The organism is Streptomyces sp. NPDC103540, assembly GCF_055584445.1.
Window position 1 is genome coordinate 16,449 of sequence record NZ_JBVJMA010000027.1, and the last position, 24,810, is coordinate 41,258.

General features: G+C 68.9%; 23 protein-coding genes and 2 pseudogenes. 20 read left to right on the plus strand and 5 right to left on the minus strand.

Features of this window, described 5'->3' with window-relative positions; genetic code table 11:
- The first annotated feature begins 621 nt into the window (after positions 1-621).
- Both ACZ6ZI_RS38165 and ACZ6ZI_RS38170 read left to right on the plus strand, forming a co-directional pair.
- Positions 622-2,472 carry a hypothetical protein gene (locus ACZ6ZI_RS38165; RefSeq protein WP_469529231.1) on the plus strand — a complete coding sequence of 617 codons (1,851 nt, stop codon included), beginning with the start codon at positions 622-624 and terminating at the stop codon, positions 2,470-2,472.
- Positions 2,457-3,338: a hypothetical protein gene (locus tag ACZ6ZI_RS38170; RefSeq protein ID WP_469529234.1), complete on the plus strand. Its 882-nt coding sequence runs from the start codon at positions 2,457-2,459 to the stop codon at positions 3,336-3,338. Before ACZ6ZI_RS38165 ends, ACZ6ZI_RS38170 begins: the two co-directional genes overlap by 16 nt.
- A gap of 68 nt (positions 3,339-3,406) precedes the next feature.
- Here ACZ6ZI_RS38170 and ACZ6ZI_RS38175 read toward each other — a convergent pair whose 3' ends face one another.
- Entirely contained in the window at positions 3,407-3,664 is a 258-nt protein-coding gene (locus tag ACZ6ZI_RS38175) for a hypothetical protein (RefSeq protein ID WP_469529236.1), read from the minus strand.
- 58 nt (positions 3,665-3,722) lie between these two features.
- Here ACZ6ZI_RS38175 and ACZ6ZI_RS38180 point away from each other — a divergent pair, with 58 nt between their 5' ends.
- Positions 3,723-3,941, plus strand: a complete 219-nt coding sequence (locus tag ACZ6ZI_RS38180) for a transposase (RefSeq protein WP_469529238.1) — start codon at positions 3,723-3,725, stop codon at positions 3,939-3,941.
- A gap of 133 nt (positions 3,942-4,074) precedes the next feature.
- A pseudogene (locus ACZ6ZI_RS38185) lies at positions 4,075-4,209 on the plus strand (IS5 family transposase); the annotation flags it as partial.
- A gap of 269 nt (positions 4,210-4,478) precedes the next feature.
- Here ACZ6ZI_RS38185 and ACZ6ZI_RS38190 read toward each other — a convergent pair.
- Entirely contained in the window at positions 4,479-6,758 is a 2,280-nt protein-coding gene (locus ACZ6ZI_RS38190) for a tetratricopeptide repeat protein (RefSeq protein WP_469529241.1), read from the minus strand.
- A gap of 512 nt (positions 6,759-7,270) precedes the next feature.
- On the opposite strand from ACZ6ZI_RS38190, the gene ACZ6ZI_RS38195 reads away from it, so the two are divergent.
- Complete coding sequence (locus ACZ6ZI_RS38195; protein WP_469529244.1) at positions 7,271-7,579, plus strand: hypothetical protein; 309 nt, start codon at positions 7,271-7,273, stop codon at positions 7,577-7,579.
- Positions 7,580-7,582: 3 nt separating this feature from the next.
- Positions 7,583-7,744, plus strand: coding sequence for a hypothetical protein (locus ACZ6ZI_RS38200; RefSeq protein WP_469529245.1), 162 nt, complete (start codon positions 7,583-7,585; stop codon positions 7,742-7,744).
- A gap of 444 nt (positions 7,745-8,188) precedes the next feature.
- Here the strand turns inward: ACZ6ZI_RS38200 and ACZ6ZI_RS38205 are convergent.
- Positions 8,189-9,024 (minus strand): IS5 family transposase gene (locus tag ACZ6ZI_RS38205; protein WP_469529246.1). Its coding sequence is split into 2 segments (ribosomal slippage): positions 8,189-8,674 and positions 8,677-9,024, totalling 834 coding nucleotides; the frame shifts between segments, so codons are not numbered across the junction.
- A gap of 316 nt (positions 9,025-9,340) precedes the next feature.
- On the opposite strand from ACZ6ZI_RS38205, the gene ACZ6ZI_RS38210 reads away from it, so the two are divergent.
- Positions 9,341-9,775 (plus strand): restriction endonuclease, encoded by a 435-nt coding sequence (locus tag ACZ6ZI_RS38210; RefSeq protein ID WP_469529296.1) that lies wholly within the window; start codon positions 9,341-9,343, stop codon positions 9,773-9,775.
- A gap of 601 nt (positions 9,776-10,376) precedes the next feature.
- On the opposite strand, the gene ACZ6ZI_RS38215 is transcribed toward ACZ6ZI_RS38210, so the two are convergent.
- Positions 10,377-11,384 carry an HNH endonuclease gene (locus ACZ6ZI_RS38215; protein ID WP_469529247.1) on the minus strand — a complete coding sequence of 336 codons (1,008 nt, stop codon included), beginning with the start codon at positions 11,382-11,384 and terminating at the stop codon, positions 10,377-10,379.
- 325 nt (positions 11,385-11,709) lie between these two features.
- Between ACZ6ZI_RS38215 and ACZ6ZI_RS38220 the strand changes: the two genes are divergently transcribed.
- Positions 11,710-11,940, plus strand: coding sequence for a hypothetical protein (locus ACZ6ZI_RS38220; protein WP_469529249.1), 231 nt, complete (start codon positions 11,710-11,712; stop codon positions 11,938-11,940).
- Between the two features lie 143 nt (positions 11,941-12,083).
- Positions 12,084-12,311 (plus strand): hypothetical protein, encoded by a 228-nt coding sequence (locus ACZ6ZI_RS38225; RefSeq protein ID WP_469529250.1) that lies wholly within the window; start codon positions 12,084-12,086, stop codon positions 12,309-12,311.
- Between the two features lie 75 nt (positions 12,312-12,386).
- Here ACZ6ZI_RS38225 and ACZ6ZI_RS38230 read toward each other — a convergent pair whose 3' ends face one another.
- Positions 12,387-12,602 carry a hypothetical protein gene (locus ACZ6ZI_RS38230; protein WP_469529252.1) on the minus strand — a complete coding sequence of 72 codons (216 nt, stop codon included), beginning with the start codon at positions 12,600-12,602 and terminating at the stop codon, positions 12,387-12,389.
- 349 nt (positions 12,603-12,951) lie between these two features.
- On the opposite strand from ACZ6ZI_RS38230, the gene ACZ6ZI_RS38235 reads away from it, so the two are divergent.
- From ACZ6ZI_RS38235 to ACZ6ZI_RS38285, 11 genes and pseudogenes are all read left to right on the plus strand, one after another.
- Positions 12,952-13,488 carry a hypothetical protein gene (locus tag ACZ6ZI_RS38235; RefSeq protein ID WP_469529254.1) on the plus strand — a complete coding sequence of 179 codons (537 nt, stop codon included), beginning with the start codon at positions 12,952-12,954 and terminating at the stop codon, positions 13,486-13,488.
- 146 nt (positions 13,489-13,634) lie between these two features.
- A complete protein-coding gene (locus tag ACZ6ZI_RS38240; protein ID WP_469529256.1) occupies positions 13,635-14,498 on the plus strand; it encodes a TnsA-like heteromeric transposase endonuclease subunit in 864 nt (287 codons plus the stop codon).
- Positions 14,495-16,753 carry a transposase gene (locus ACZ6ZI_RS38245; protein ID WP_469529260.1) on the plus strand — a complete coding sequence of 753 codons (2,259 nt, stop codon included), beginning with the start codon at positions 14,495-14,497 and terminating at the stop codon, positions 16,751-16,753. Before ACZ6ZI_RS38240 ends, ACZ6ZI_RS38245 begins: the two co-directional genes overlap by 4 nt.
- The gene (locus ACZ6ZI_RS38250) at positions 16,731-17,990 is read left to right on the plus strand and encodes an AAA family ATPase (RefSeq protein ID WP_469529263.1); all 1,260 of its coding nucleotides are present in this window, start codon (positions 16,731-16,733) and stop codon (positions 17,988-17,990) included. The genes ACZ6ZI_RS38245 and ACZ6ZI_RS38250 overlap by 23 nt, the downstream gene beginning before the upstream one ends.
- Before the next feature lie 40 nt (positions 17,991-18,030).
- Entirely contained in the window at positions 18,031-19,272 is a 1,242-nt protein-coding gene (locus ACZ6ZI_RS38255) for a TniQ family protein (protein WP_469529265.1), read from the plus strand.
- A gap of 146 nt (positions 19,273-19,418) precedes the next feature.
- Positions 19,419-20,012, plus strand: coding sequence for a hypothetical protein (locus ACZ6ZI_RS38260; protein WP_469529266.1), 594 nt, complete (start codon positions 19,419-19,421; stop codon positions 20,010-20,012).
- 964 nt (positions 20,013-20,976) lie between these two features.
- A pseudogene (locus ACZ6ZI_RS38265) lies at positions 20,977-21,093 on the plus strand (protein kinase domain-containing protein); the annotation flags it as partial.
- A gap of 229 nt (positions 21,094-21,322) precedes the next feature.
- The gene (locus ACZ6ZI_RS38270; RefSeq protein WP_469529268.1) at positions 21,323-22,246 is read left to right on the plus strand and encodes a VOC family protein; all 924 of its coding nucleotides are present in this window, start codon (positions 21,323-21,325) and stop codon (positions 22,244-22,246) included.
- A 531-nt stretch (positions 22,247-22,777) separates the two neighbouring features.
- Entirely contained in the window at positions 22,778-23,299 is a 522-nt protein-coding gene (locus ACZ6ZI_RS38275) for a GNAT family N-acetyltransferase (protein ID WP_469529269.1), read from the plus strand.
- Positions 23,265-23,828 carry an AAA family ATPase gene (locus ACZ6ZI_RS38280; protein ID WP_469529271.1) on the plus strand — a complete coding sequence of 188 codons (564 nt, stop codon included), beginning with the start codon at positions 23,265-23,267 and terminating at the stop codon, positions 23,826-23,828. The genes ACZ6ZI_RS38275 and ACZ6ZI_RS38280 overlap by 35 nt, the downstream gene beginning before the upstream one ends.
- Positions 23,829-23,975: 147 nt before the next feature.
- Positions 23,976-24,521, plus strand: coding sequence for a zinc finger domain-containing protein (locus ACZ6ZI_RS38285; RefSeq protein WP_469529274.1), 546 nt, complete (start codon positions 23,976-23,978; stop codon positions 24,519-24,521).
- The last annotated feature ends 289 nt before the right edge of the window (positions 24,522-24,810 follow it).

Genomic DNA, 24,810 nt, shown 5'->3' on the forward strand with positions numbered 1-24,810 from the left:
TGCCGTGCGGTGTTGGTGAGGGTGGTGCGGACCGGTGCGCCGTGGCGGTGTGCGACGTAGATCAAGCAGCGGTTGCGTTCGGGGTTGGGGCAGTCGGGCGGGCAGCCCAGCAACGTCCTGCCCGTGCCGACATCGAGGCCGAACTCGACGTTCGTGGTCATGGCGGGCATCGCCTTCAGGTCCGGCATGGGAGTCCAATTCGCCCCGCCGTCGTCCCGAACGAGTCCGTCGCGCAACCGGTCCATGGTGCGAAGGTCGGCGTTGACTGCTTCGGTCGGAATCGCATCGTCGGCGAAGGGGGCCGCAAAGGAATCACCGGAGGCCTGCGACGCATCCACCTGCTGGACGACGGCTGGTTCTACTCACTGCCTCTGCCCCGCCTGCGCCTGATCGCGATCATCCGCGTCATACCGCCCTACGGCGTCCTGCAAAGGACTTGCTGGATCATCGAAGGGGACGGCAATACGGCTCCGCCTGCCTCTGCGGTGGCAGTTGAGAGAGGGTGGGAAGTGCAGCTCGACACCACTCTCACCCAACCGAGAGGTCGCAGCTGGGTTGGCTACCGGTGCCTCGCCTGGCATGATCAAATACGTCAGCACAACGGGGGATTGACGTACAAGTATGAGCGAGCGCCCGCCCGAGCAGCCTCCGCGCCCGCCGGACGCCCCGGCCCACGACGCCTCGACCGACGCCCCGAACCCGAACCCGCCGACGGATGCCCCTGCCACCGGCGCCCAACCGGAGACGGCTTCCCCCGAGGTCGCGTCAGATCCCGACGCTGCCCCGGACCCGCACGAGTCCGTACCCAAGGGCAACGATTCCGCCCCGGACCAGGCCGAGTCGCCCGGCCCCGGATCGAACCCGGCCGACGACACCGCGCCCGAACCCACAGGCTCCGTGGACACCTTGGATTCGGCAGCGTCCAGGGACACTCCTGTGTTCCAGGAACCGGTACGGGATGACCCGGACGAGGCTCCGGCTCCGCACGAGCCCCTATCGGCCCCGGCAGAGACCCCGGATCGGCCCGAACACGAGGACACCCCGGAGCATCGGAAAGCGCCTGAGCCGTTGGATGCGCCCTCCCCGTGGGAAGCGCCCGACCCCACGCCCCCCGCGGACCTGCCCGAGGGGGCCACCACGGATCCGCGTTGCCTGGACGTCGCCGACGCGCCGGATCCGGCTGCGCCCGTGGACGTGCCCGCGCCCGAGGAGTCCGTACGCGACTCGGCCGAGCCCCGCTCTGCGGAGCTCGCGCCGGACTCCGACACCGCCCCGGAGCCGGTTGTTCCCCCCGACGCGGCTCCGGACGTCGCTGAACCGTCCGCTCCCCGCCACGACACGGCAGACGAAAGCGCGCCGGAATCTACGGCCCCGGCCCCAGCGGACGCGCCAGCCGAAGCACCTGCGCCAGGTGGGGAAGAGATCGCCCCGCCGGCCGGAACTCCGGCGGACAGCGACGCTTCCGCACGCCACGACGAGGGTCTCGCCGAGGGCGCGATCACGGACAGGCTGACGAGGGGCGACGGATCCGACACGTCTGGGGCCGAACCGAGCCCGGACGGCGAACACTCCGGCGCCGGTCACAACAGGGGCACCGTCCAGGAGCATCCTCTCGAACCCTCCGGCAGTGGTGACGCCTCCCCCTCGCCGGCAGGCGGCGCGACCGAGGGCAGCATCGGCGAGGAACACCCCCACGCCGAGGGTGCGGCCCCGGTCGGAGACCAGGCTGCGCACGGTCTCGATGCAGACCTTGATTCCGCCGATGCAGCCGAACAGTTCGACAACGACGCGCTGCGCGACGGCCCCGGCTACCAGGAGGAGATCGACGACCAGCTGGAGGCTCGCGGCCTCGATCGCTCCGAGCACGACAAGCTCCGACTCACCCGGACCAACGAGCTGAGCGAGGCGCAGGCCCGAGAGGTCGTCGGGGTCCGCGACGCGATCAAGCTCGACGAGGGCCGCATGGTGACCAAGGTGATCACGCCCGAGGTGATGCAGGCCTACCTGGACAACGCCACGAGGTTCGGCAAGTACCCTTTCAACCCCGGCGAGTTTCGCCGCTCCATCGCGCGCGGTTGCGACACCGCCGACTTGCGCAGCATGGACCAACTGCGCGACGGGCTGGCTCTTGACGATGGAGGGGCCGGTTGGACCCCTGTCCCTCCGGGCGCGTCCGAGGCGTACCAGCTGCGCTTCCCGGCGCCGCACGGCATGCGCGCCGAACCGAGCTTTGGCGCCGTCGGTGACCAGGGGCTGGCCGACCACGTCGCGGGGATGGCCGGCCTGAGCGAGGGAGAGACCATGGATGACCCCTTCCTCGGCACCGGATACACCGGCGGGGGTATCCCGGAGTGGAACGCCGAGCCCACCGGCTTCCCGCATCATGCTGAGATTTGGCGTATGCACGCCGATGGGACCGAAGAAGCCATTGGTTACTTCGACAAGAAGGAAGGGTTGTGGAAAAGAACATGACTGACACTGCTGGTTTCCCCTGCCCGGTCAAGGGCGACGTCGCCGTCTTTCACGGCGACCTCTACCAGGTCCGTGACGCCGTGGGCCTGTGGCCGTGCGTCGAGCTGCTGCCCGAGCCCGGCGGCACCGAACCCGAAGGGCTCACGCCGCGCGAGAGCGCCAACGGGTCGGTGGGATACCCGGTCCCGCCCGAGCGTCTCGAAGCCTGGTACGCCGTGACGTGGACGTTCCGCTGGCGCGGCGAGCTCTTCGAGTGCACCGACGCCGCGCCCACCACGCTCGCGGGCTACCATCTCGGCTCCGACGAACACTTCGCCAAGGAACATCTCCAACGCTGGGGCATCCGCTATGGCGGCGTCTTCCCGCGCGACGAGGTCACCGAGTTGGAGGAGCACCGTGAGGATCTGCTGCAGCCTCGGCACGCTCTGGTACGGCGTCTGAACGAGGTTGACCATTTCCGACCCAAGTCCTACGCGGTCTACCAGGGCCGGACGTATCCGGCTGCGGCCGAGGCCGACGCCTCGGGCCTCATTGCATTGACCATCGGACAAGAGCGACCTGAGGGTCTCGTCACCGATTCCCGGGACCCGGGTGGGGAACACTTTCTGGCCGCCCCGGAGCAGTTGGACGCCTGGTACCGGACCCACTGGACCTTCCGAGCGGATGGCGGCCCCTTCGACGCGGTGGGGACGGTGGACGGCTGGCTCAAGGGCGTCTACACAGGCGGTAGCTGGGGCTTCGTGAACAACCTGATGTTGACCCAGGAGAGGGGTCCCGACGGCGTGCGCCGATACACGGTCCTGGTGGACCTCGACGGTGTCACCGATCTTGAGGAGCACCGTACCGACCTGCTGGCCAACCGGTAGCCAAGGCACCTGGAGGCGCGAGTTCCCGTCACAGACGGGAAGAAGACCTTCGCAGCGCGTGGCCGCGGTCAAAGGAGTTCGCACCGCTCCCGCTGCCCTGTGGGGTCGCTCCAGGTGATCCGGACGCCGGCGGAGAGGCCGCTGGGCCAGTGGACCGGCTGGCGGTCGGCGGACCGGGCTCCGAGCAGTGTGTAGGTGCGGACGGGCGGCATGGTCTCGGCGGCCGGGGCGGCCGGGGTCCGGCGCCAGCGATGCCGGCCCCAGGTTGTGGCCCCCGCCTGCAGCGTGAGGCCGCCCAGGGTCTCCGCGGTCCAGCCGGTGAGCATGTCGGTGTCCTTCTCGTGTGTGACGACGGGCGGAGGGTCTGCCGCACGAGTCGAGCAGGTGGCCGCCGACTTCGGCGTCCACGCGATGACGTTGTGGAAGTGGATGCGCCGCGCGGACATCGACGACGGCGTGAAGCCCGGGACGACGAGCCAGGAGAGTGCGGAACTGAGGGAAGCGCGTCGGAGGATCAAGCTGCTGGAGCAGGAGAACGAGGTCCTGCGGCGGGCAGCGGCCCTTCTGTCGCGGGTGCCGGGAGAAAGATCTACCCCCTCGTGAAGGAGCCGGCCGTGACAGAGTGCTCGTCACGGTCGCGTGCCGGGTGCTGAAGCTCGCCAGACAGCCCGACTACCGCCGGCTCGACGAGCAGGTGACCGCAGCCGAGGTCGAGAAGGCCCATCGCGCGCAGGCGGTGTGGGTCGATGGTGGCTATCGCCAGCACCTCGAGCACATCGCGACCCTCGGCATCGACGTGGAGATCACCACTCGCAGGCCCGGGACCAGGGGCTTCACCTCGATCCCGAAGAGGGGCGCGACCCGAAGAACGCCGCTAATGAACCCATACCGGGATGAAACATCGGACGAAAACGACCTCTTAAGGCATCGAGCACCGCTCGCACGATCGGCCTGACGACCTCGATCAGCGGAACACACCAAAGGGCCTGGGCCTTCCCCACAGCACGTGGGGAAGGCCCAGGCCTTCGTGTCGATAACGGCAGGCACCTCCGCCGAACCCGCGCCCGGCTACGGTTCATCGTCGGCACGTCGCCCAAAGTGCTCTCGCAAGGGCACGTGTATGCGTCCGCCCCCCAGCGCTCACCGACGATTCCATGGGGGCGTCGGCGTACCGTCAGGGTCCAACCCGTACGGCCATAGCCTGTCGACGATTTCCCTCAGCTTGGCCGGCCGAGACAGAGCCTGCGTGTCTCCGTGGTCGACGACCTGTCGGAAGAGGGCTTCGGCGCTTGCCCGGGCCCCGGCCTTCTCCCGTATGACGGCCAGACGGGACAGGGCCCAGATGGCACCTTGGCCGGCTGCCTCCCGGGCCAGTTCCTCGGCACTATCCCTGTCCCCGGCCTCTTCCCGCATGACGGCCAGACGGAACAAAGCCCAGACGGCACCTTGGGCGGCTGCCTCCCGAGCGAGGTCCTCGGCGCCTTTCCGGTCCCCGGCCTCCTCCTGGCGCTCGACCAGTCGAAACAGGGCTTCGGCGGCGCTGTGGTCGGGGGAGTGCTGGAGGAGGGCTTCGGCGCCTTCCCGGTCACCGGCCTCCTCCCGCAACTCGGCCAGACGAACCAAAGCCCACATGGAGCCTTGGTCGGCGGCTTTCCGGGCGAGGTCCTCGGCACCTTCCCGGTCCCCGGCCTCTTCCCGCAGCTCCGCCAGCCGGAACAGGGCCCAGGCGGAACCTCGGGCGGCGGCCTGCTGGAAGAGGGCTTCGGCGCTTGCCCGGTTGCCGGCCTTCTCCCGCAACTCGGCCACGCGAACCAGGACCTCCGTGTCGCCGTGCTCAGCGGAATTCCGGGCGAGGTCCTCAGCGCTCTCCCGGTCCCCGGCTTCCTCCCGCATCTCCGCCTGACGCACCAGGGCCTCCGTGGCACCCTGGTGGACGGCGCGGCGGTGCAGGTGGTCGGCCCATTGCAGGCGGTGTCGGATCTCGGCCGCATGGGTGAGGTTGCTGAGGTCACCGGGGTGGGTGAGGTGGGTGTGCGCAGCGTGCCAGAAGGAAGCCGGTGGGCACAGGTGGTTGCGGGCTATGCGGCCGTGTTGCTCGAGATAGTCGGCAAGCCGGAACACCGGCCCCGCAGACAACACGGCCGGGTTCTCGGCCGTGAGGGGAGTGGCCGGACATCGCGGAGCCCTGGGAGTGGTGCGGCGCAGGGGGGCCTGTTTGCCGTGGACCGGTTCGGCGAGTTCGGCGTAGGCGCGTTCAGCCCAGTCGTCGGTGAGCTGGTCGTAGTCGGTGTCGCAGAGGTAGTCGGTTGCGGCGTCGGTGAGGAAGACCTGGGGGAGATGAAGGCCAACGCCGAGGCGGCGTGCGTCCATCGCCGCTTCCAAAAGCGCTCTGGCCTGCGCAGTGGCCTGCTCGTAGCGGCGCAGGAGTTCCGGAGCCCCGGCCAGGTCCTGAGTGACCCGCCCGCCGACACGGGCCCGGGTGAGCGCGTCGGCCAGCAGCCGGTCCCCCCGTTCGGCAAGGGCCGCGGCCGCGGCGAGGGCGTCGGCGTCGAAGGCGTCCGGAACGACCAGTGTGTGACCGGCCAACAGTTCCCGCACCCGGCTGTGCGCATCCGGCTGTCCCGGCACGGGTAGCAGGGTGTACCGGTGGGCGTACTCGGGCCACAGCGTGCCCAAAACCAGCACGGGCCCGCGCTTCCGATCGACCAGCAACCGGTGCACGGCCGCCGCGATCCGTTCGCCGACCGCACGGTCACCGAGGTAATGCTGCGCCTCGTTCAGCCACACCACCGTGTGGGGCCCGACCCGGTGCAACTCCTCCAACGCGGCCTCCGCGCGGGTCGGATCAAAGGGATGCCACAGCCGCCACCCCGGCTCCGCCAGAGGCTGGACCGCTTCCCAGCACGACCGGGTCTTGCCCGTCGAGGAGGTGCCCACGAGCACTACGATCCTGCTGTGCCCCGCTATCGCGTCCCCTACCGCATCCGCCAACACCCGATCATGCCCGCGGCGCACATACCCGGAGAGCGCCCGGACCCCGGACGCATCCACACCGGAGGCGGCCCTGTCGAGACCGGCGGGATGGACTTCCAGCTCGTGCGGATCCCATTGACCGATCGGCCTGCCCGGCCCATGCGGGTCGATGTCCCCGACCACCTCCCGCCGTAACCCCAGCAGTTCCCCTGCAGGCAGCTTCAGCACCCGGGCCAGGGCCGCGACCGTACGCTCCGAAGGCACCCCACCGCCATCGCTGAGCGCCGCATGCACCGTCGTACGTCCCAGACCCGCCAGATCGGCAAGGTGCGACTTGCCCTCGAGCCGGGATCCTGCCAGCCCGTCGGCCAGCCTGCGGCGCAGTACCGCGAGCGGATCGCCGTCCGGCTCTCTGGTCCGATTCCTGTCCTCTCGTTCCTCGGGCACTGGCCTACCTCCGAACCGTGGTGTGTTTGCCGGTTCTCATCGTCGTCGCGCCCACGCGGAAGGCGCCAGCGGAATTCTCACCAGGCCGGGAACGAGGGCACTTCGGAGTTGAGGAGGGCCGGCTGTCAGGTGAGGGGTGCGGCGAAGGTGGCGGCGGCGCGGGTCAGGGCCATCGGGTAGCCGGTGTGGTCCATGCGGGCGAGCTTGCCCGCGCCAGCGGCGGCCAGCGCGAGAACGATCACGAGTGCCCGCCGTGAGCGGGACGACGCCGACATTCACGGCAATCTCCCGCTATCCGGTGGGGTGTTAACGTGCACCAAGGTCGCGGAAGCCGTGTCCGCCGGGGTGCACCGGGAGGAAATGGACACCGGCGAACACGGTCAGGGGCCGCGCATCGTGCACGATGATCACGACGAACAGAGTCCGGCGCTGGCCGAGCTGCGGCGGCTGAGGGCGGGGATGGCGCGCATGGGGCTGACCCAGACGGTTCTCGCCCGGCGTGCCGGGCTGGGGTGTACGAGACCGAGCGCCGTGCGGCCACCGACCGGCAGCTGCACGAGGCAGTGACCGCCGAGGGATGGATCCGCGAGCACCGGTGGGCGCAGGTTCGCGACCAGCAGGCAGCCGCCAAGACCCACCGCGCCGAAGCCGCGGCCGCGCAGCCGGCCTTCGACGCCTCGGCCGCGCCGGTGGCACCGGTCGTGCTGCCCGCGTTGCGCCTGGCCGTCGCCGCTCCGCAGCCGGAGCCCGCCGTCGTCGACATCGACGAGGACCAGGAGCTCGTCCTCGAGGACCTGACCCGTGAGCAGGTGCGCGAGTAGAGAGTGAGGGGGCTGAGAGACCACCAGGTGGTGTTCGACCACATCGATCGCTACGGCGAGCCGTCGGCCCGACGCCTGTTCAGCAACCAAGTGGTCGACCAGGCGCAGCACCAGTCCGGGCTCGGACACCTGAACCTCGGCTACTCCACCTGGGGGCAAGCATGAGCGCCGAGGCGGAGCTGAGCAGGGTCGACCTCGCACGCCAGGCCCTTCTCGCGGCCCCGGAAACAGCCAAGCGCAACGGCGCCGCCAGCAAGAAGCCTCGGCAACGCACCGCCGACGACGGAAGCGTCCTCGCCAACTTCGCCGTAATCCTGACCGTGGCCGGGCTCGCGGGACGCGCCCACGCGGTGGCTGCCGCCACCATTGCAACCCCTCAGAGGGGCAATGAGGCCAGAGTCAACTCGTCGAGCGTCTGGCTGCCTATGAAGTTGCGACCCCTCGAAGGGGCGATGAGGGGGCGGCTGGAGGCCGCGGCGGCCCTGAGCCTCAGCTCGTTGCGACCCCTCGTAGGGGCGATGAGGACCAGACTGGTCTGCCGGGCGCCGGCGGCCGGGGTCACGTTGCGACCCCTCGTAGGGGCAATGAGGACGAGGCGCGTAAGAGGCCCTAACAGAGGCGTTGGACGTGGCGGTGGGTGATGAGGCAGGTGGCGAGGCCGAGGAAGGCTTCGTGGATGTCGTCGCGTCGTTCCCAGCGGACGCGGAGTCGGCGGAAGCCGTGGAGCCAGGCGATGGTCCGCTCGACGACCCACCGGTGGATGCCCAGGCCGGAGCCGTGCGGCACTCCGCGGCGGGCGATCACGGGCTTCACCCCGGTCGCCCAGACCAGACGGCGGTACTTGTCGTGGTCGTAGCCGCGGTCGCCCAGAAGTTTGTCGGGTCGCCTGCGCGGCCGGCCGACCAGGCCGGGGACTGGCGGGATCTTCCGCAACAACGGCATCAACTGGGTGACGTCGTTGCGGTTCCCGCCGGTCAGCGAGACAGCCAGTGGGATGCCCTGGCCGTCGACGATCAGGTGGTGCTTACTGCCCGGACGTGCGCGATCGACCGGGCTGGGACCGCTTTTGGGCCCCGCCGAGCTGCCCTGACATGGGAGGAGTCGATCACCGCCCGCGACCAGTCCAGCTTCTTCGCGACCCGCAGCTTCTTCAGCAGCACCAAGTGGAGCTGGTCCCACACGCCGGCATCGTTCCACGCGGCCAGACGCCGCCAGCAGGTCATGCCTGATCCGAAGCCCAGCTCCTGCGGCAGGTACTCCCACTGGATCCCGGTATGCAACACGAACAGGATCCCGCAGAGTGCCTGCCGGTCCGGCACCCGAGGGCGCCCCTCCACCTGCTTCGGCGCCGGCTCGGGCAACAACGGCTCGATCAGCGAACACAGTTCATCCGACACGATCCACGGCCGCGACTGACGTTTCCCCACAGCCAAGCCAACGACCATCCGAACCGAAAGTCACATGATCAACAGCTTCTGTTAGGGCCTCTAAGGGGCCACGGCCCCCGCCTGCATCGACAGTCGACAGTCCAGGCGTTGTCCGCACCCGGGATAGAGGGCGCCTCGGCTGGGGAGCTGTACCGCTGGCGGACAGCTGACTACGGGAGGGGAGAGCATGGGGACAGGCGCGATGGTGCTGTTGTTGATAGCCGTCCTGGCTGTGGGGGGCTTGGTGGGGGTCCTGGTTCGGTCTGGGCGCCGCGAAGCCGAAGCGGAGAAGGCACGGCTCGCAGAACAGGCGAGGATTCAGGCCGTGCGGTCGATGGAGGCGGTCTGGGCGATGGACCCGCTGCAGTTCGAGGAATACGTCGCGGAACTGTGCCGCCGGGACGGATGCAGCGAGGTGCGGCGTGTGGGTGCGGCGAACGACCTGGACGCCGATGTGATCGGCTGGCTGCCGGACGGCCGGAAGCTCGTGGTGCAGTGCAAGCGCTACGCGAAGCACCGCACCGTCGGCAGCCCTGACCTCCAGAAGTTCAACGGCACCGCCCGCAGCGAACACGGAGCGGACGTCCCGCTCTTCGTCGCCTCCTGCAAGTTCACCAAGCAGGCCCGCGCCTTCGCCGCCCGCCACAGCTTGGTCCTCGTCGACATCGACCTCCTCGGCTTCTGGAACAGCGGCACCGCCCTCACCGCGCTGCTCGACCTGGACATCAACCGGTCCGGCACGAACCGGAAGCTGGCCCCCGACAACTGAGCTCCCGCCGCTCAGCAGCCAGTGTCGATGCGCTTCCACCCGTTCCCTAGCCCGCGGCGCCGGGTTCGTGATGCCGGGACGGCGGGCGTCGGGCGGGTGTTCAGCGCGGCGGTCACCTGCACGGCTGCTGTCGGGGAAAGGCCGGCGGTGACCTGTCCGGAGGCGAGGCCCCGGGCGTACGTACCCGGCCCGTAACCGGCCAGGGCCACCGCGAGGGAGGCCGCCGCCGTCTCGGCTGGCCCTGCCGCCCCACCGGGGCTCGTCCTCGATGGCAGGCGTCTGGCGGGGGAGTTCGCGTCGGGCGGCGAGGAGCACGGCGAGGGCCTGGGCGTGAGCCGGGTCCAAGGTGACGGTCAGCAGGGCGGGGCCGAGCTGGTGGACCCGGTGCCCGGTGAGGCTGTGCGCGGCGAGAGCTCGCCGCAGGCCGGTGCTCAGCACCGCCGGTTCCATCCGGCAGCGGGGCTGCGGCCGGGGCGTGCTCGACGCCTTCACGGAGCGCGGCGACGGCGGCCGGGATGACCTCCAGGAGCTCGGCGCCGTCCGGGCTGAGATCGGCCAGTGCCAGATGGAAGCGAGAGGGTGACCATCGAGACGTGAGCTGTCAGGGTTCGACGATGAACCGATCCCCCTTGTGGAGGTTGCAGATCCAGTGGCCTAGCTGCACATTGCTGGGCGAGTGTTCGCCGCCAGCCGTTAGAGGTATGCGATGGTCCAGAGTGGCGCTCCACATATCGGGCCACTCCCGCTGAGGATCGACGGGGGTACGGCAGATCTGGCACTGCCATTTGTCCCGTTCGTAGACGGCGTGCGGATCGAATCGTTCGATCGTGCCGTCGATGCCCAACTTGCGCATGCGTGCCGCATAGCTGTTGGCCGAGCGGGACTCGCGCTTCTGACGCTCCGATCTGGAGGCATACGCCGGCGTCCACATCCTCGGCACCGAGCGTGCGCCGCACACGAAGGCTGACCAGGTGTACTCCTGACCGTTGACGTCCACGTCCCGGATGATCTCGTTGTACCAGCACCATGTGCCGCCCTCAGCCTCGAAAGGTGAGAACGTTTCGAGACGACGGAGCCCCAGGTACGGACCCAGGATCAGACTGGTCGGCGTCCACGAGGCATCAGTGAGGTAGTAAAACGCCGAGCCGGTTTGCGTATGGATGGCCGCAGCCACGCGACTGAGATCCCAGCGATCCGTGCGGATGTCGCTGGGCAAAACGTTGGGAGGAAGGTCCGCCGCCCTGTGCACCGCAGTCATCGACCCATGTCGTTCCACGAGGTCTCCGGGCTTCGGGGAGTAGCCGAAGAGCTCGTATGGGAAGGAAGCCTCCGCCGACAAGGTGCGAAACACGCGAGGCGGCCGTGGCGGCTGCGGATCGGGTGCGAACACAGGCGGCGGGGTGAACTCACCGCGCTCCACCTTCCGGTTGAAGCGACGATTCAGGTTCAGATTGCAGCGCGGCGAACACACGTGCCGATCACGATGCTTCCAATGCGCGTTAGCCGGTACAGGCTGGTCGCAGACCCGACAAGGCTCACCACCCTTCGCCCGACTCTCAGCCAGAAGCTGCTCATCGCGCCACTCCCAGTACGCGCTGTCATTGCCCACAGCTTCCCCCTGTGCATGTATGAGTGGAGGCCCATGGAGGCCACCACCGGCTCGGGCCAGCTTGTCAGCGGAAGAACCCGGCGCGCAGGTCGTCCGCAAAGCGGCGAAGGCAATCATGGCGGCGGCGGCCCTGTAGGCGCAGCGGCCTGATCGAGGCGGAGGAGGCCGCGGACCGTGAGGCGGCCGCAGCGGAGCGGAAGAGAAACCGGGGCCTGTTCGGCCGTCACTGGTAGCCGTGGCCGGCTATTTGTCGTGCGGCCGGACAGGCTGCCCGGCCGGATACGAGGATGGGAGTCGCGAACGACGACACGAAGGGGGAGACGTCATGGGACTGGCACGCAAGAGCTGTGCGGTGGCCACCTCGTTCACGGTGGAGGAGCACCGGCACCTGGCAGATCTGCCGTACGGCGCCAACGTGCTGGACGACTTCACCTGGTGCGACCTGCAAGTGGGGCACGACGGAGAGTGGCACTACGCCCAAGCGCAGAGCGCAGAGCGCAGAGCGCAGGCGAAGACGAATGGTGGCTCCGCTGGCGGCCCGGGTCCCGTGAGCTGATCATCCTGCCGGGCTGCACCGAGCGGGACACCGAGAACATCCCGTCCGATCCGGAGCCATGCCTGCTCTTTGCCGACCACGTCGGCCGCCACACCTTCCACTTCAACCACAGGGTCCGGCGGGAGGGTGAGGGCCACCGGGCTGTGACAGTCGGCGAGCTGCGCAAGGCGATGGAGCACCTGGACGACGACACAGCCGTCCGGATCGGGGCGGTGGCCAACGGTGTCCTCACGGTCACCGACTTCGAGGTGCTGCTCCAGGCGGTGGCCGAGGGCGCCCTCCCGTATACGGGCTCCTGGGGAGTCGTGGACCCGGCCCTGGTTCTGCTCCTTGGCCACAACTCCATGCACCCCAGCGCCGAGAAGGACTGACCGCTCACACGCGGGTGCGGAGGGCCGGCCCAGCCTCCAGCAGGGCCGGCCAGCTCTCCGCTCCGGAGCCATGGGCTACCTCACCGGCTCCCATGCCTCGGGACCTGCTCCCCTCCACTCCACGAAGTCGGGGTCGGTGAGATCCACGTCCTCAGCGTTCTCCAGGCCGGCGGCGGCGAGGGAGACCCTGATATCGGCGGGGCGGTGCGCGACTCCGATGGCGACGCCGTCGTAGCGGACCCGGCGCCACCCCTGTTCGTCAAGCGGATAGACGATCAGCTTGGCGGACATGCCTCCACGATGGTTCCGCGACAGCCGCCCAGCAGGCAGTGGGCGGCCATCCGAGCTACCCCGCCCCGACCGCGTCCGGGCAAGCCTTATGGGAGCCTGGGCAAGCCGTCATTCCGTATGAGAGTTGCATGGACCGGTCACGCCCTCTGACGTGCGGTTTGACCGATGATGAGTTCCGGATCGGTCACGGCGGCCCTGTGGCCGGTGACCGGTGACCGATGGCCGGTCACGGCATCGGGCAAGCCGAAGGCTCCCCTGGGCAAGCCCCCCGCCGCGCAGGCTTGCCCACCCGCTGCCGGGGCCGGTCTGCGGCTCCTGCGCATCGGTGGCCTTGGGCATACTGCTGGCCATGACGCCGCCGCTGCCTGTCCGCCTGCATCTCATGATCGCCTTCGTGGTGTCGGTGGCTGGAGCGCTGGCCGGAGCCGTACTCGGCCTGACGCTGTCCGGCAGCATGCTGTCCCTGTTCTGTGCCGGGGCCGGGGGGCTTGGCGCAGGAACCTGGGTGCTGTTTTCCCGTCGCCAGATCATCGGCTTCTTCAAGGAGCTGCTGCGGCCCGCCTGGGAGGTCCCCCGGCCGGTCGACGGGGACGCGGAAGCTCTCGCCGACAACGTGGTGGCGGGCCTGTGCATGTACCAGGCGGCGATGTTTCCCCTGGCGCGAGGCGGGGTGAGCGCCGCAGAGCTCACCGCTCGCCGGACGGTGGCCTACCGGCTCTCCGCGTACGAGGGCCTGCCGCGCCAGATCCAGGTATCGGCGGCCGCAGCCCTGGAAGCCATAGACGAGGGGCAGGACGAAGCTCGGGCGGCAGAGGCGATGAGCGATTTGCGGGTCACCGTCTACGAGCTGTGCCGGGACACGCTAGCTGTCACCAGAGAGAGGTAGCGGTCTGCGCCTTTCCGACGACTGGGACACGGTGGTTGTCACCAGTTGGCCAAGCTTGTTGTCACCTCTGGTACGCGGTCAGTCGTGTTGTCACCAGATCCGGAGAAATCTCCCGCCCTTGATGGGTCCGGCGGTTGGCTGGGGGCATGGACGACGGGCGGCTGTCCGGCATGCGTGCCGACGTGACGGTGGCACCTCCAGATGGGGTGCTGTGGTCGTACGACTGTGCTTGGGCTGATCTCCTCGTTCCGGTGTCGCTCGCAGACGGCCTGGAAGAGCTGGATCTCGCTGACGGGTGGTCCCGCAGATGGACGGCGACATGGTCCTCGGGCCGCGGCCCGGTGTCCTGCGTGGTGCGGGACCTTGCTCGGACGTCGGTGCTGGATGGTGGCCCGACCCGCTGGTTCTCGTGGCGGCGGTCCCAGCGGCACCGTCCCGGTCTGCACTTCCTTGTCAGCACGGGGCGGCATCACGGCGCCGAGAGTCTCGAAGAGGCCCGGGTCTTGCTCGCCTTGGACTTCGCCGGCGGAGTGGTCGATGTGATCGCGCAGCCGGTGAAGTTCGGGTTCGATGCCGGCGGGAAGCGTCGGGCACACACCCCGGACTTCCTTGCCGTTACCAGGGCAGGCGTCTGGCTGGTCGACGTCCGGCCGAAGGCACTGATCAAGAGGTCAGACCTGGAGGCGTTCGCTGCGGCTGCTGAGATCGCGGTGGCCTGCGGTTGGCACTACGTGGTTGCCGCTCAGTGGCGGGAGAACGTTGTGGCGGCGGTGGATGGCTTCTCCTCCCAGCGACGGGCTCTGAGTGATCCGCTGGGGCTGCGTCCGGGCCTGCTTGAAGCCGCTCGGCAGGGTGGGATGTTCGGCGAGCTGGCGGACGCGACGTCGGTTCCTCCGGTGGCTCGGGCTCAGCTGCTGCACTTGCTCTGGCACCGTCAGGTGGGCGTTGATTTGAGCAGGCCCTTCGGCGATGCGTCGTTCGTCGTCCGTTCCACCGGGCCGGGCCTGTGACGGGGACGCGGGTGCTGGACCTGTCGCCGGGGGCCGGGCTGGTGCTGGACGGCAGGGAGTGGAGTGTCGAACTACGTGAGCCCGAGCTGGGCCGAGTGCAGTTGGTGGCTCCCGATGGGACCCGGCAGCGGGTGAGTTTCCGGTTTCTGGCGAATCACCCGGGCTGCCGTTCCTCTTCACGAACGTCATCCGCTGGGGCAGGCCGGGGCAGGCAGACGAAGACGCTGCAGGACCTCGAGCCAGGCAAGCGGGACCTGGCGGCATTGCGGCTGGCCCACCTGCTGGAGGTGGGGACTGGCTTCCGAGGTGGCGACCCGCTGCGGCCTGGGCCAGGTGAGCCGAAACCTGAGTACGACCCGGCCATGACGACGCTGACGGAGCGTCGCTTGGCGAAGGTCGCCGAGCTGGGCGCTATGGACCCGCAGCAGGCGAGGCTGCTGGGCCTGGGCCGCGTCGGCTATCGCACGCTGATCCGTTGGGAGCAGGGGCGCCGCCGGTTCGGACTGATCGGCTGTGCTGACGACCGGTGGCTGCGGGAGAGCGGCGGGCACCCGAGCGTCAGCGAGGCAGTCCGTGAGGCGATTTTCGCCGTCCGGCAGGAGACACTGCACCGCTCCAGGGTGAGCATGCGGACGAAGGACCGCATGATCCGTCAGTACGTACGCGAAGTGCTCGACCTCGATCCCGAGAAGGACGTTCCGTCGTATCGGACGCTTTGCCGGGTCTGGAAGGAGTGGTTCGGCCCCGGAGGATCTCGCCAGAGGTATGCCAGGTCGGCCGAGCTGCCGGAGAAGAACGGGCACGTGCTGGTGCACCGCCCGGGCCAGGTCGTCGCGCTGGACACCACGGTGCTGCCGGTGATGGTCCGGGAGAGCGTGTTCGGAGAGCCGGTGAAGGCCCACCTCACACTGGCGATGGACGTTCACACCCACTCGCTCTGCGCGTTCCGGCTCACGCTGGTGTCCGATACCTCGGTCGACGTCGCGATGCTGCTGCGGGACGTGATGCTGCCGCTGCCGATGCGGGACGACTGGGGCGAGGACCTGGAGTGGCCCTATCCCGGTTTGCCGGCGGCGGTGGTCGCCGAATTCGCTGGTCACAAGGTCGCCGGATTGCCGTTCTTCGCACCCGAGACCGTGACGACGGACCACGGGTCGGTCTATCGCAACCACCACTTGGTGGAGGCTCAGCGGGTGCTGGGCTGCAACATCCTCCCGGCCCGGGTGCTGCGGCCGACAGACAAGCAGACCGTTGAGCGGGCCTTCGGCTCGATCCGGTCGCTGCTGTTCGAGCAGCTGCCCGGCTACACCGGCATCGACGCGGCCGACTGCGGAGCCGACCCGGAGGGCGATGCGGTGCTGACCATTGACGCGATGGAGCACCTGATCGCGACGTGGGTCGTGTCGGTCTGGCAGCGGCGGCGGCTGGGGGAGTACGCGCCGAGCTGGGACCCGGGCGGTGACCACAGCCCGAACACCCTGTTCGCGGCATCGTTCGCACAGGCCGGCTTTGGCATGGACATCCCCTCGCCGGCGCTGTTCTACGAACTGCTGCCGACCCACTACGTCAGCATTCACCACCGGCGCGGGGTGAAGATTCGCGACCTTTGGTATGACGGCCCGGCACTGGAGGACTACCGCGGCCAGCGGTCCAGCCGGGGCGGCCGGCACAAGGGCATGTGGGTCATCCGCCGTGATCCGAGGGACCGTCGCCGGGTGTTCTTCCAGGACCCGATCACGCACGACTGGCACCCGCTGGACTGGACCGGGCTACCGCCCGACGGCCAGGCCCCGGCCTTCGGGGATGCACGGGTACGCGAGCTGATGGCCAAGGTCCGCGCCAGCGGGCTGCAGCCGAAGTCCGACCGGGAGCTGCTGCCGGTGCTGCTGGAGCTGGTCGGGCTGCGGGCCCCGGTCAGCGGCTGGAAGAGCCTGCGGAAGGCGGAGCGGACCGAGCATGCCCGTGAGGTGACCCAGGCGGCCGCGGCGCGAGCCGACCGGCCGCTGGACATGTCACCTGCTTGCACCCCGGATGCGGCCGAAGAAGGAGCTGTTGTGACGCCTTTGCGGTGGAACCAGCGGGTCAGGCAGGCCGAGCAGAGCATCGACGCAGAGCGCCGGCACCGGCGCGAGCAGGCCGTCCGGCGCCGCCCGGCGCCACCGCCCGCACTGGGCGAGTCTGCGGGCAGACGGGACCTATTCCTCCTTCCGGAGGACGACGAGGAGGGGCCGCATGACGGACCGCACGCAGGATGAGAGCGGCATCGTCCCCTTCCTCCGGTCGGGGCCGCCTCCGGACCGCACAACTTGGGAGGGCTGGCAGCAGTGGCAGCAGCAGCGCGGCACGTTCGTTCCGGTGCCACGGCTCTCCTTGGAGGAGTACGCGGCGCTGAGCCCCAGGCGACGGGCGCTGAACGATCTGCACCGCACGGTCACCCACGTCAACATGGGGCTGCTGGAGACCCCGATGAGCGCGAGGTTCACCAAGCTGATGCGGGGCCGACTGCGGAACAACGCCCTGAACTTCGAGCCGGGTACGCGAGACGGCCTCATGATCAGCGGCGGCGGCTTCCTGGGGAAGACCGAGACAGCCTGCGCGGCCGCCGCGGCCTTCGAGCAGCTCTGGCGGGACCTGCACCGACAGCTTCTGCCCAGGCCGGTTCCTGGAACCCGCGACCTGTTCGTGCCGGTCGCCTACTGCCGCACCCCGGTGCGGGCCACACCGAAGGGGCTCTGCGCGGCCATCCTCGACTTCTTCGGCGCCCCGCACCCCAAGACGCTCAACGGCATGATGCGACAGGTTCGCGACTCGATCCGCGACCATCACACCACCGCGCTGCTGCTGGACGACATCACCCGGTTGCGGCTCCACCGCGAGGACGACCAGGACACCCTCGACCTGGTCCGCGAACTGATGGACCTCAACGTCACGCTCGTCCTCGTCGGCGTCAACATCCCGAACTCAGGGCTGATCAGGGGCGGTCACGCAGACCCCCGGACGGGACAGTGGGTTCTGGGCCCGGCCAAGGCCGGAAGCAGCTTCAACCCCTCCGCGGCCACCCAGACCGAGCGTCGGTTCGACCTGGTCGACCTTGACCCGTTCGACTACGACACCGCCGAGGGCATGACGGCGTTCATCGACCACCTGGCCGGCCTCGAGGACCGGCTGCGGCTGCTGAGGGCCAAGGACGGCATGCTCACCGACGGCGAGATGCCCGAATACCTCTTCCGCCGCACCCGCGGCATCGTCGGCCTGCTCAAGCGGCTGATCGAGGACGGTTGCAGGGAGGCCATCGAGTCGGGGGCCGAGGAACTGACGCCGGAACTGCTGGCCACGATCCCTATCCGGCTCGGCAACGTCGCTGACCGCGACCCGAGCGCCGGCGAGATCCCCGAGATCCCGGCCGCCGAGTCTGCCAGGAGCACCGTCAAACGCCGGAGGGGCCGAAACACTGTCTTCGACGACCGGGGTGGGCGAACCGCGGATGCCTGAGGCCCTTGATGCGAGGCAACTCCGTCCTATCGCACGAAGCTTGGACCCGCTGGAGGGCGAGGCTCTGTCCGGCTACCTCCTGCGGTTGGCCCATCGCCTCGGCGTCGATCCCCTGAGCCTCTACGTCCGCACCGGACTCACCGGCTCCCGTCCCGAAGGAACGAAGATCACCAGGGTCTCGCCGGCTCTCGGTTTCAGCCTCGACGACGTCAGCTTGGACGCGTTCTCCCGCACGACCCGCCTGTCCCGTGAGGAGGTCACCCGGCTGCTGGTGGCTCCTTTGGGAGTCCGCTACGGACCTCTGAGCACCGAGTATTCCAAGTCCCAGGCCGATGCGCGGTCACGGTTCGTCTCTCCGTGGGTTCTGTCGGACCGAACCCAGTACTGCCCTGACTGCCTCGCCGGGGATAGATCGTCGCAGATCGAGCAGGCCCACGGCGGAGCATGGCTACGGATCTGGCGACTGTCCGCTGTCTTCGCCTGCCTTCGGCACGGGCGCTTCCTTCGGCAGCGCTGTCCCCACTGCGGCGAGCAGGTCCAGGGCGAGGCGAAGAACCTGATCGCCCGGCCGCGGGACGGAGAGCTCCACCCCACCCAGTGCCGGGGATCCGCACCGGTCGAAACCCTCCGGGCGGCCCGGCCGGCCTGCGGAGCCAATCTGGCCAAGACCGACCAACTGCAAGACTTCTTGCCCACGGCAAGTCGCAGTCGCGAGGCTGTCTTCGCCACCCAGGAACGGCTGGTGTCCTTCCTTGCATCGGACGGACCGGAGCACGTCAGCAGTGTTGGCTGGCTCGTCCCCACGGCCCAGTACTTCACCGACCTACGGACGGTCGCCACGCTGATCCTCATGACCTGGCCCGAAGCACGAACCCATGCCGCCACGTCAACACTGGCCAAGATCCTCGATCAGGAAGCCGAGCAACGGCACCGGGCGTTCGAGAACGTGCGGGACACCCCAGGCGCCTATCTCCGAAAAGTCAGCGTCTATATCGCTCCATCCCAGAACCCCACGGTCACCGCCGCGGTCCTGGAGATGGCGGACCGCTTCCTCAGCGCTCCGGACGAACACGAGGCAGCCCGATACCTCGAACCCCTGGCGGTCGAAGCGACCTACATTCACCGAAAGGTGGGTTATGCCCTTCGAACCAGGCCTGGGACGTCCTTCCCACTCCAGGTCGCCCTCCTGGCTCATCGACGCGGCCAGAGCAGTACGGCAACGGCCGAGGAGATCATTACCAAACACGGCGGCTTCCGGAGGGCCCCATCGACCTCTGCCTGAGCACGGACTTGTCACCTGACAGCTGCCCCGACCCCGCCCTCCGAGGCATCGTGAGCAAGGTGCTGTCACCGAAGGTGCGTCGTCCTTGTCACCTTGAGATCGTTTGTGGTCTCTACTCTCGACACAGACAGCCCCGGGGAGACGAGTTGATCACGGAGTACCAGCAGAAGCTGCGCGAGCGCTACATCGGCGCCACCGTCATGCCAGCCCCGGAGCCGTGGCAGCCGGTGTTGGACCGCAGGACCCCCATCGGGGGTCTGCTCGGCATTGGCTTCGCCGTCCATCCCGACAGCGGGCACGACCTCGTAATGGTCGTGTCCAGCGACGGCCATGGACTCTTCGACGCGGTCACCGGCGAAAAGGTCGCCCGCGATCGGGACCCAGACCCCGACACCAGCACTCCGGACGCGTCGCCGGAGCTCACCTGTCCCGGGCTCGGCCCGATCGAGGGAATGCCGGTGCGTATCGCCGGGCTATTCGGCGGCGGCCTGCACGGCACCACACCAGACGGTTGGACCCTGGACGTCGTCAGCCCCGAGTGGCCCCGCGACCGGATCATCCTCTCCGCCGACGGCGGGTCCCACAAAGGCCCGGCGGGAGGGACGTGGTGGCACATCTTCCACTCCGAGTACTCAGAACTCCGCGCAGCCGGGTTCTCTCCCTCCGGACTGACCCTGGCGGTCGCCACCAGTAGCGACCTCACCCTCTGGACCCGACCTGAACTCCACTTTGACGACTGAGCGGACAGCGATTCAGCTGTGCCGAGGCTCAGTAGTTGTCACCGTCGGCACCAGATAGCCTGCGAAGAAAGCAGGTCGAAGCAGTCGGGCTGTCACCAGAGAGGCGCTGCAGTTGTCACACACGGGCGACGCCTGGGTCGTACGGGTACCGGTGCCCAGCATTCCTCGCGAGGACCTCATCGCCATGCTTCGTGAACAGACCCCGGCATGCGGACCTGCCCGTGACGCCTTGGTTGCCGGAGGCGCCTTCGACGTCTCGGACGGTCTGGTCCCCGCCAGCCGGCACGCGGGTGTGTTCGCGATTCGTATCCGCACGGCTGCTCGGCGTGGCCGCACGGTCGGGGGCCTTGCCGCCTCTGTCGACATCCTCCGGCAGGCCGGGGAGGAGCTTGTGCGTACCGGTCTCGTCTACTCCGTGGACAGGTCGTCCGTGTTCACGATCTTCCTGAACTCCTCAGCGACAGAAGTGCTGGCCTGCGCAGGCGGACTCCGGCCCAAGTGCCCGCAGCTGCCGGCAGATGCCCCCGAGTGACAACACGCCTGCCTTTATGTCAACTCTCATGCCTCGGCTCATCCTAGCCGTGGCCCACACAATCACACGGTGACAACAAACGTGTCCAGGTGACATCTAACGTGTCTCGGCACACGAGCACCGCGGCAACCGGTAGGAGCTGTGGGCAGGGTTGCACCGGAGGGGGTCTGGAGAGTTGCCTGGAGGGTTGCTTGCGGCGGGGGACCGAAGGTGTGACCGGGAGTGGGAGCCCGGTAAATCGGACACCCCTCGTCGGCCCTGGTCAGACTCCGTGGGTAAGCCTGTCCGCGCCGACGACACCTCTTACCCACGCAGTAGCCGTGGGGTAGAGGTCCCCTTCCTTGCCCGGGGCGGGCGGCCAGGACACGACGCTGGCGAACCCGCTGCTCCACGTTCCTGCCCGCCGGCCCCGCGCCCCCGGCGGGCCAGACGTGCTCGGTCCGCCCCTGGCTCGCGGGCATCGCCCGCACCTGGACGGAGCACCTCGCCCGCATGCACGCCGCCGGATGGGCCCACGCCGACGTCCAGCCCACCAACACCCTCGTCACGCTGATGAGGATCCCTGAAAACGGCCAGTGTCGCTCCTCGTTCCCCAGTCGCTTGCGTCGGGCCATGAGATCTGGCTTCGTCTGTGGGCAGGGCGGAGGAGCTCTGCTCCGTGAACAGCTCTTGAGGCGTCGCAGGCAGCAATCCACCCGTGCCCTCGTACCCGCTCTGGTGGATCATGTTGGCTTGGTCCGGTCTGCGAGCTCTTCGAGCATGAGCCTACGGTGAGGTCATGCCTCACGACCTCATACGCTTACATCACGTCGGGCACGTCGTCAGCGACATGGCACAGGCCATAACGCTCTACCGGCGGCTCGGATTTCACGTTCCGCCGCCCAGCGTGCCGGCGCTGGCACCTCGTGAGGGTGCCGAGCCGGAGCCGTTCGGGGCAGCAAATACGCACGCCGACTTCCCCCGGAGCTTCATGGAGTTGGTGACCCCGGTGAAGCCGGGGAGCATGGCGGGCCTGCCACCTGACTCGCGGATCGTTCCGCTCCAGGCGCCTCCGGAGAAGCTCCCCCTGGTCATGTCGCGGATCCAGGAAACGAGCGCCCAGCTTGGCGGATGGCGTGATCGCTTCGAAGGGCTCCACATCCTGATGTTCTCCTCGCCGGACATCGACGCAGCGGGGAAGAGGCTCGCCGCTGCCGGTGTCGGACACGGCGGGGTGAACACCGTCGGCCGACCGGTCGAGACCCCCGACGGCCTGCGCACGGAACCCGTCCGCTATCTGGAGATCGACGGTGCGCCGGAAGGCCGGGTCGGCGTCGTTGCCGACTTGGACCCGGAGTTCCGGCACACCCGTCACCTTGACCACCCCAACGGCGCCCAGGACCTTGTCGAGGCGGTGCTGTGCGTGCCTGACGGACAACTCCCCCTGGTGAGCAAGCGGTACGAGCGGTATCTAGGCCGACCGGTCTACTCAGAGGGGCCGGTCACCCTCCTGACCAAGTCAGACCTTCCGGATCTGCTGCCGGGTGAGGAGCCGCCCGTGCTCCCGGCGCTCGTCGCCTGCACAGTTGCCGTCCCCGGCATTGCTCGGGTACGTGAGCTCCTTGCGGAGAACGGCCTGCCCGTACGCGAGACGGCCCGAGGGGAGCTCTTCGTTCCGGCAGAAGCGTCCCTCGGCGTGGCTCTGATCTTCCGGGAGAGCTGAGAGGGCCAGGGCCGTCAGGGCTGTGTGGTTCCGTTTCCGCCTTGCGTCGGCCTGGTGTGCGGCTGGGGAATCGGCATGAGCAGGTCTGGTCACCTGCTGAGCAAGGGGTGAGGATTCAAAGAGCGTCATCAACGCCCGGCGGCCGCGCGGCGGTCATCGACTACGCCCTCGCCTGCGGGCCCGACCCCGGTCACCAGCGCGTCCCGTACCGGGCGCCCTCGCCCACACCACCGCCCCCGAACTCGCCACCACGATCCTCGCGACCCCCGTCGACAGCCACGTCCAGGCACAACCGGCTGCCGACATCTGGAGCCTGGGAGCCTCCCTGTTCTGGTGCTGGACCGGCCACCGCCCCGTCCCCTACGACGACGACCTCGACCGCCTGGACAAGCTCGCCGTCATCGCCCAGGGCACCACCACCGAGCTGCGCGACGTCCGGCCCTGGCCGTTCCCCGCGTTCGAGGCCGCCATCACCGCGTGCCTGGCCCCCGACCCCGCCGACCGCCCCACCGCGAAGGAGCTGACCGCCGCATGGTGACCCTGCGCCCCCTGGCCCTGGCCGACGCACCCGCCCTCACCCGCGTCTACAGCGGCGCCTCCATCCGGCACACCACCGGCCAACCCCTCACCCTCGACCAGGCCCACGAGAAGATCCGCGCAGCCCTCGCCCGAGCAGCCGAGACCCCGAGGGCCCAGTGGAGCTGGGGCATCGTCGCCGAGGACGAGCTGATCGGCCTGATCTCGCTGCGGCGACGCACCCCGACCATGGGCACCATCAGCTACATCCTCCGGGAAGACAGCTGGGGCCACGGCTACGCCACCCACGCCGCCAACCACGTGGTCTCCGCCGCGTTCACCACCACCAGCCTGACCCGGCTGGAGGCCATGCACCCCCCCGACAACCCCGCCTCCGGCCGCGTCCTGCTCAAAGCCGGGTTCACCCACATCGGCACGTCCGACCGCCCCGACGACGACGGAACCGCCATCCCCTACGAGCCGTACGCACTGGAGCCGGATCATGAACGCCCCAGGGACAAGGAGTGTGGGGACTGAGAACACGCGCCTGATCGTGCTCCGCGGAAACAGCGCCTCGGGCAAGTCGTCGGTCGCGACCGGCCTGCGCGAGAAGTTCGGCCGCAACCTCGCCATCGTCGCCCAGGACAACCTCCGCCGGACCGTGCTGCGCGAACGCGACCGCCCCGGCGGCGCCAACATCGGCCTGATCGACCTCACCGCCCGCTACGCCCTCGACCACGGCTTCCACGTCGTCCTGGAGGGCATCCTGTACGCCGACCGCTACGGCCCGATGCTCCAGGACCTGGTGCGCGCCCACCAGAGCGTCACACGGTGCTACTACCTGCACGTGCCCTTCGAGGAGACGGTGCTCCGGCACGCGACGAAACCAGACGCCGAGCTTCTCACGAACGTCAACGAGGGCCACCTACGCGACTGGTACCGGGAGAAGGACCTGCTCCCAGGCGGCCTGGAAACCGTTGTCGACGCGGCCAGCACCCTGGACGACACGATCCAACAGATCCTCTCCGAGAGCGGCCTGGACGGCATTCTCCCGATCGACCGCTGAGAGGCGTCACCGCAGGTACGGTCAGCTTCACGGCAGGCAAGACGGCACACACCACCGGACCCAGGGGGGCCAATGAGCGTGGAGAACGGATCGCAGAGCATCCCGTGGGGCGGCGAGTGGCGACGCCACCTTCACTCCGACGCCACAATGGATCTCGTGCGCTCGTGGAAGCGCCGCGTCGAATGCCCGACCTGCAAGGCAGCCGCAGGGCGGGCCTGCCGCACCGCGGGCGGCAGCCCGACCAACGAACACCGTGCACGCCGCGACGCCGTCGGCCCCATCCCGTACCAGGAGTGGCAGAAGGAGGGCCTCATCCCGGAACAGCGGACGTACGCGATTCCGGCCGTGCTCAAGGAGTCGGAGAAGGCCCGCGCCGACTTCAACGTGGACACCGCCCTGGCCGACGGTGTGGCCGTCGTCCGCATGTTCCTCGCCGACCGACTCGGGTTGCTCCTCCAGAGCGAGGAAGCCATGGATCGCATCGACGACGCCGTGCGCAAACTGATCGAGGTCCGGGGCCCCATTGGGACGGCCGACCTGGTCACCGTCCTCGCCGCCCAAGTCGCCTCACTGCTGGCTGCGAGCGCCGGCCCCGACGGCGACCCGGAAGCCCTCTTCGACACGGTGGTCCGCGCGCAGATCGACACGGCCCGCGAGTGGCAGAAGCTCCAGAGGGAGCGCACCGAGGGCTGACCTGGCCGGCTCGCTACGCCTGGCCCTGTTCCCCGATCGTGTTCTCCACAACGATCAGCAGCAGCGCGGGCTTCAGGGTCCGCGACGAAGCGCTCACAGCAGTTGTCTCCGGTCATCAAGCGGCGGGGCAGGGGCCATGATCAACCACATCCACCGCTTCGAAGCCCTCGACGCTCTCATGCCGCTCACCACGGAAACCTGGTAGCCGTCCCACAATCGTGCCGCACCCACTCTCAGCTGCCGGAGAGCGATGACATTCGCGTTCGGCCCGGGTCCACTTCCCGCCCGG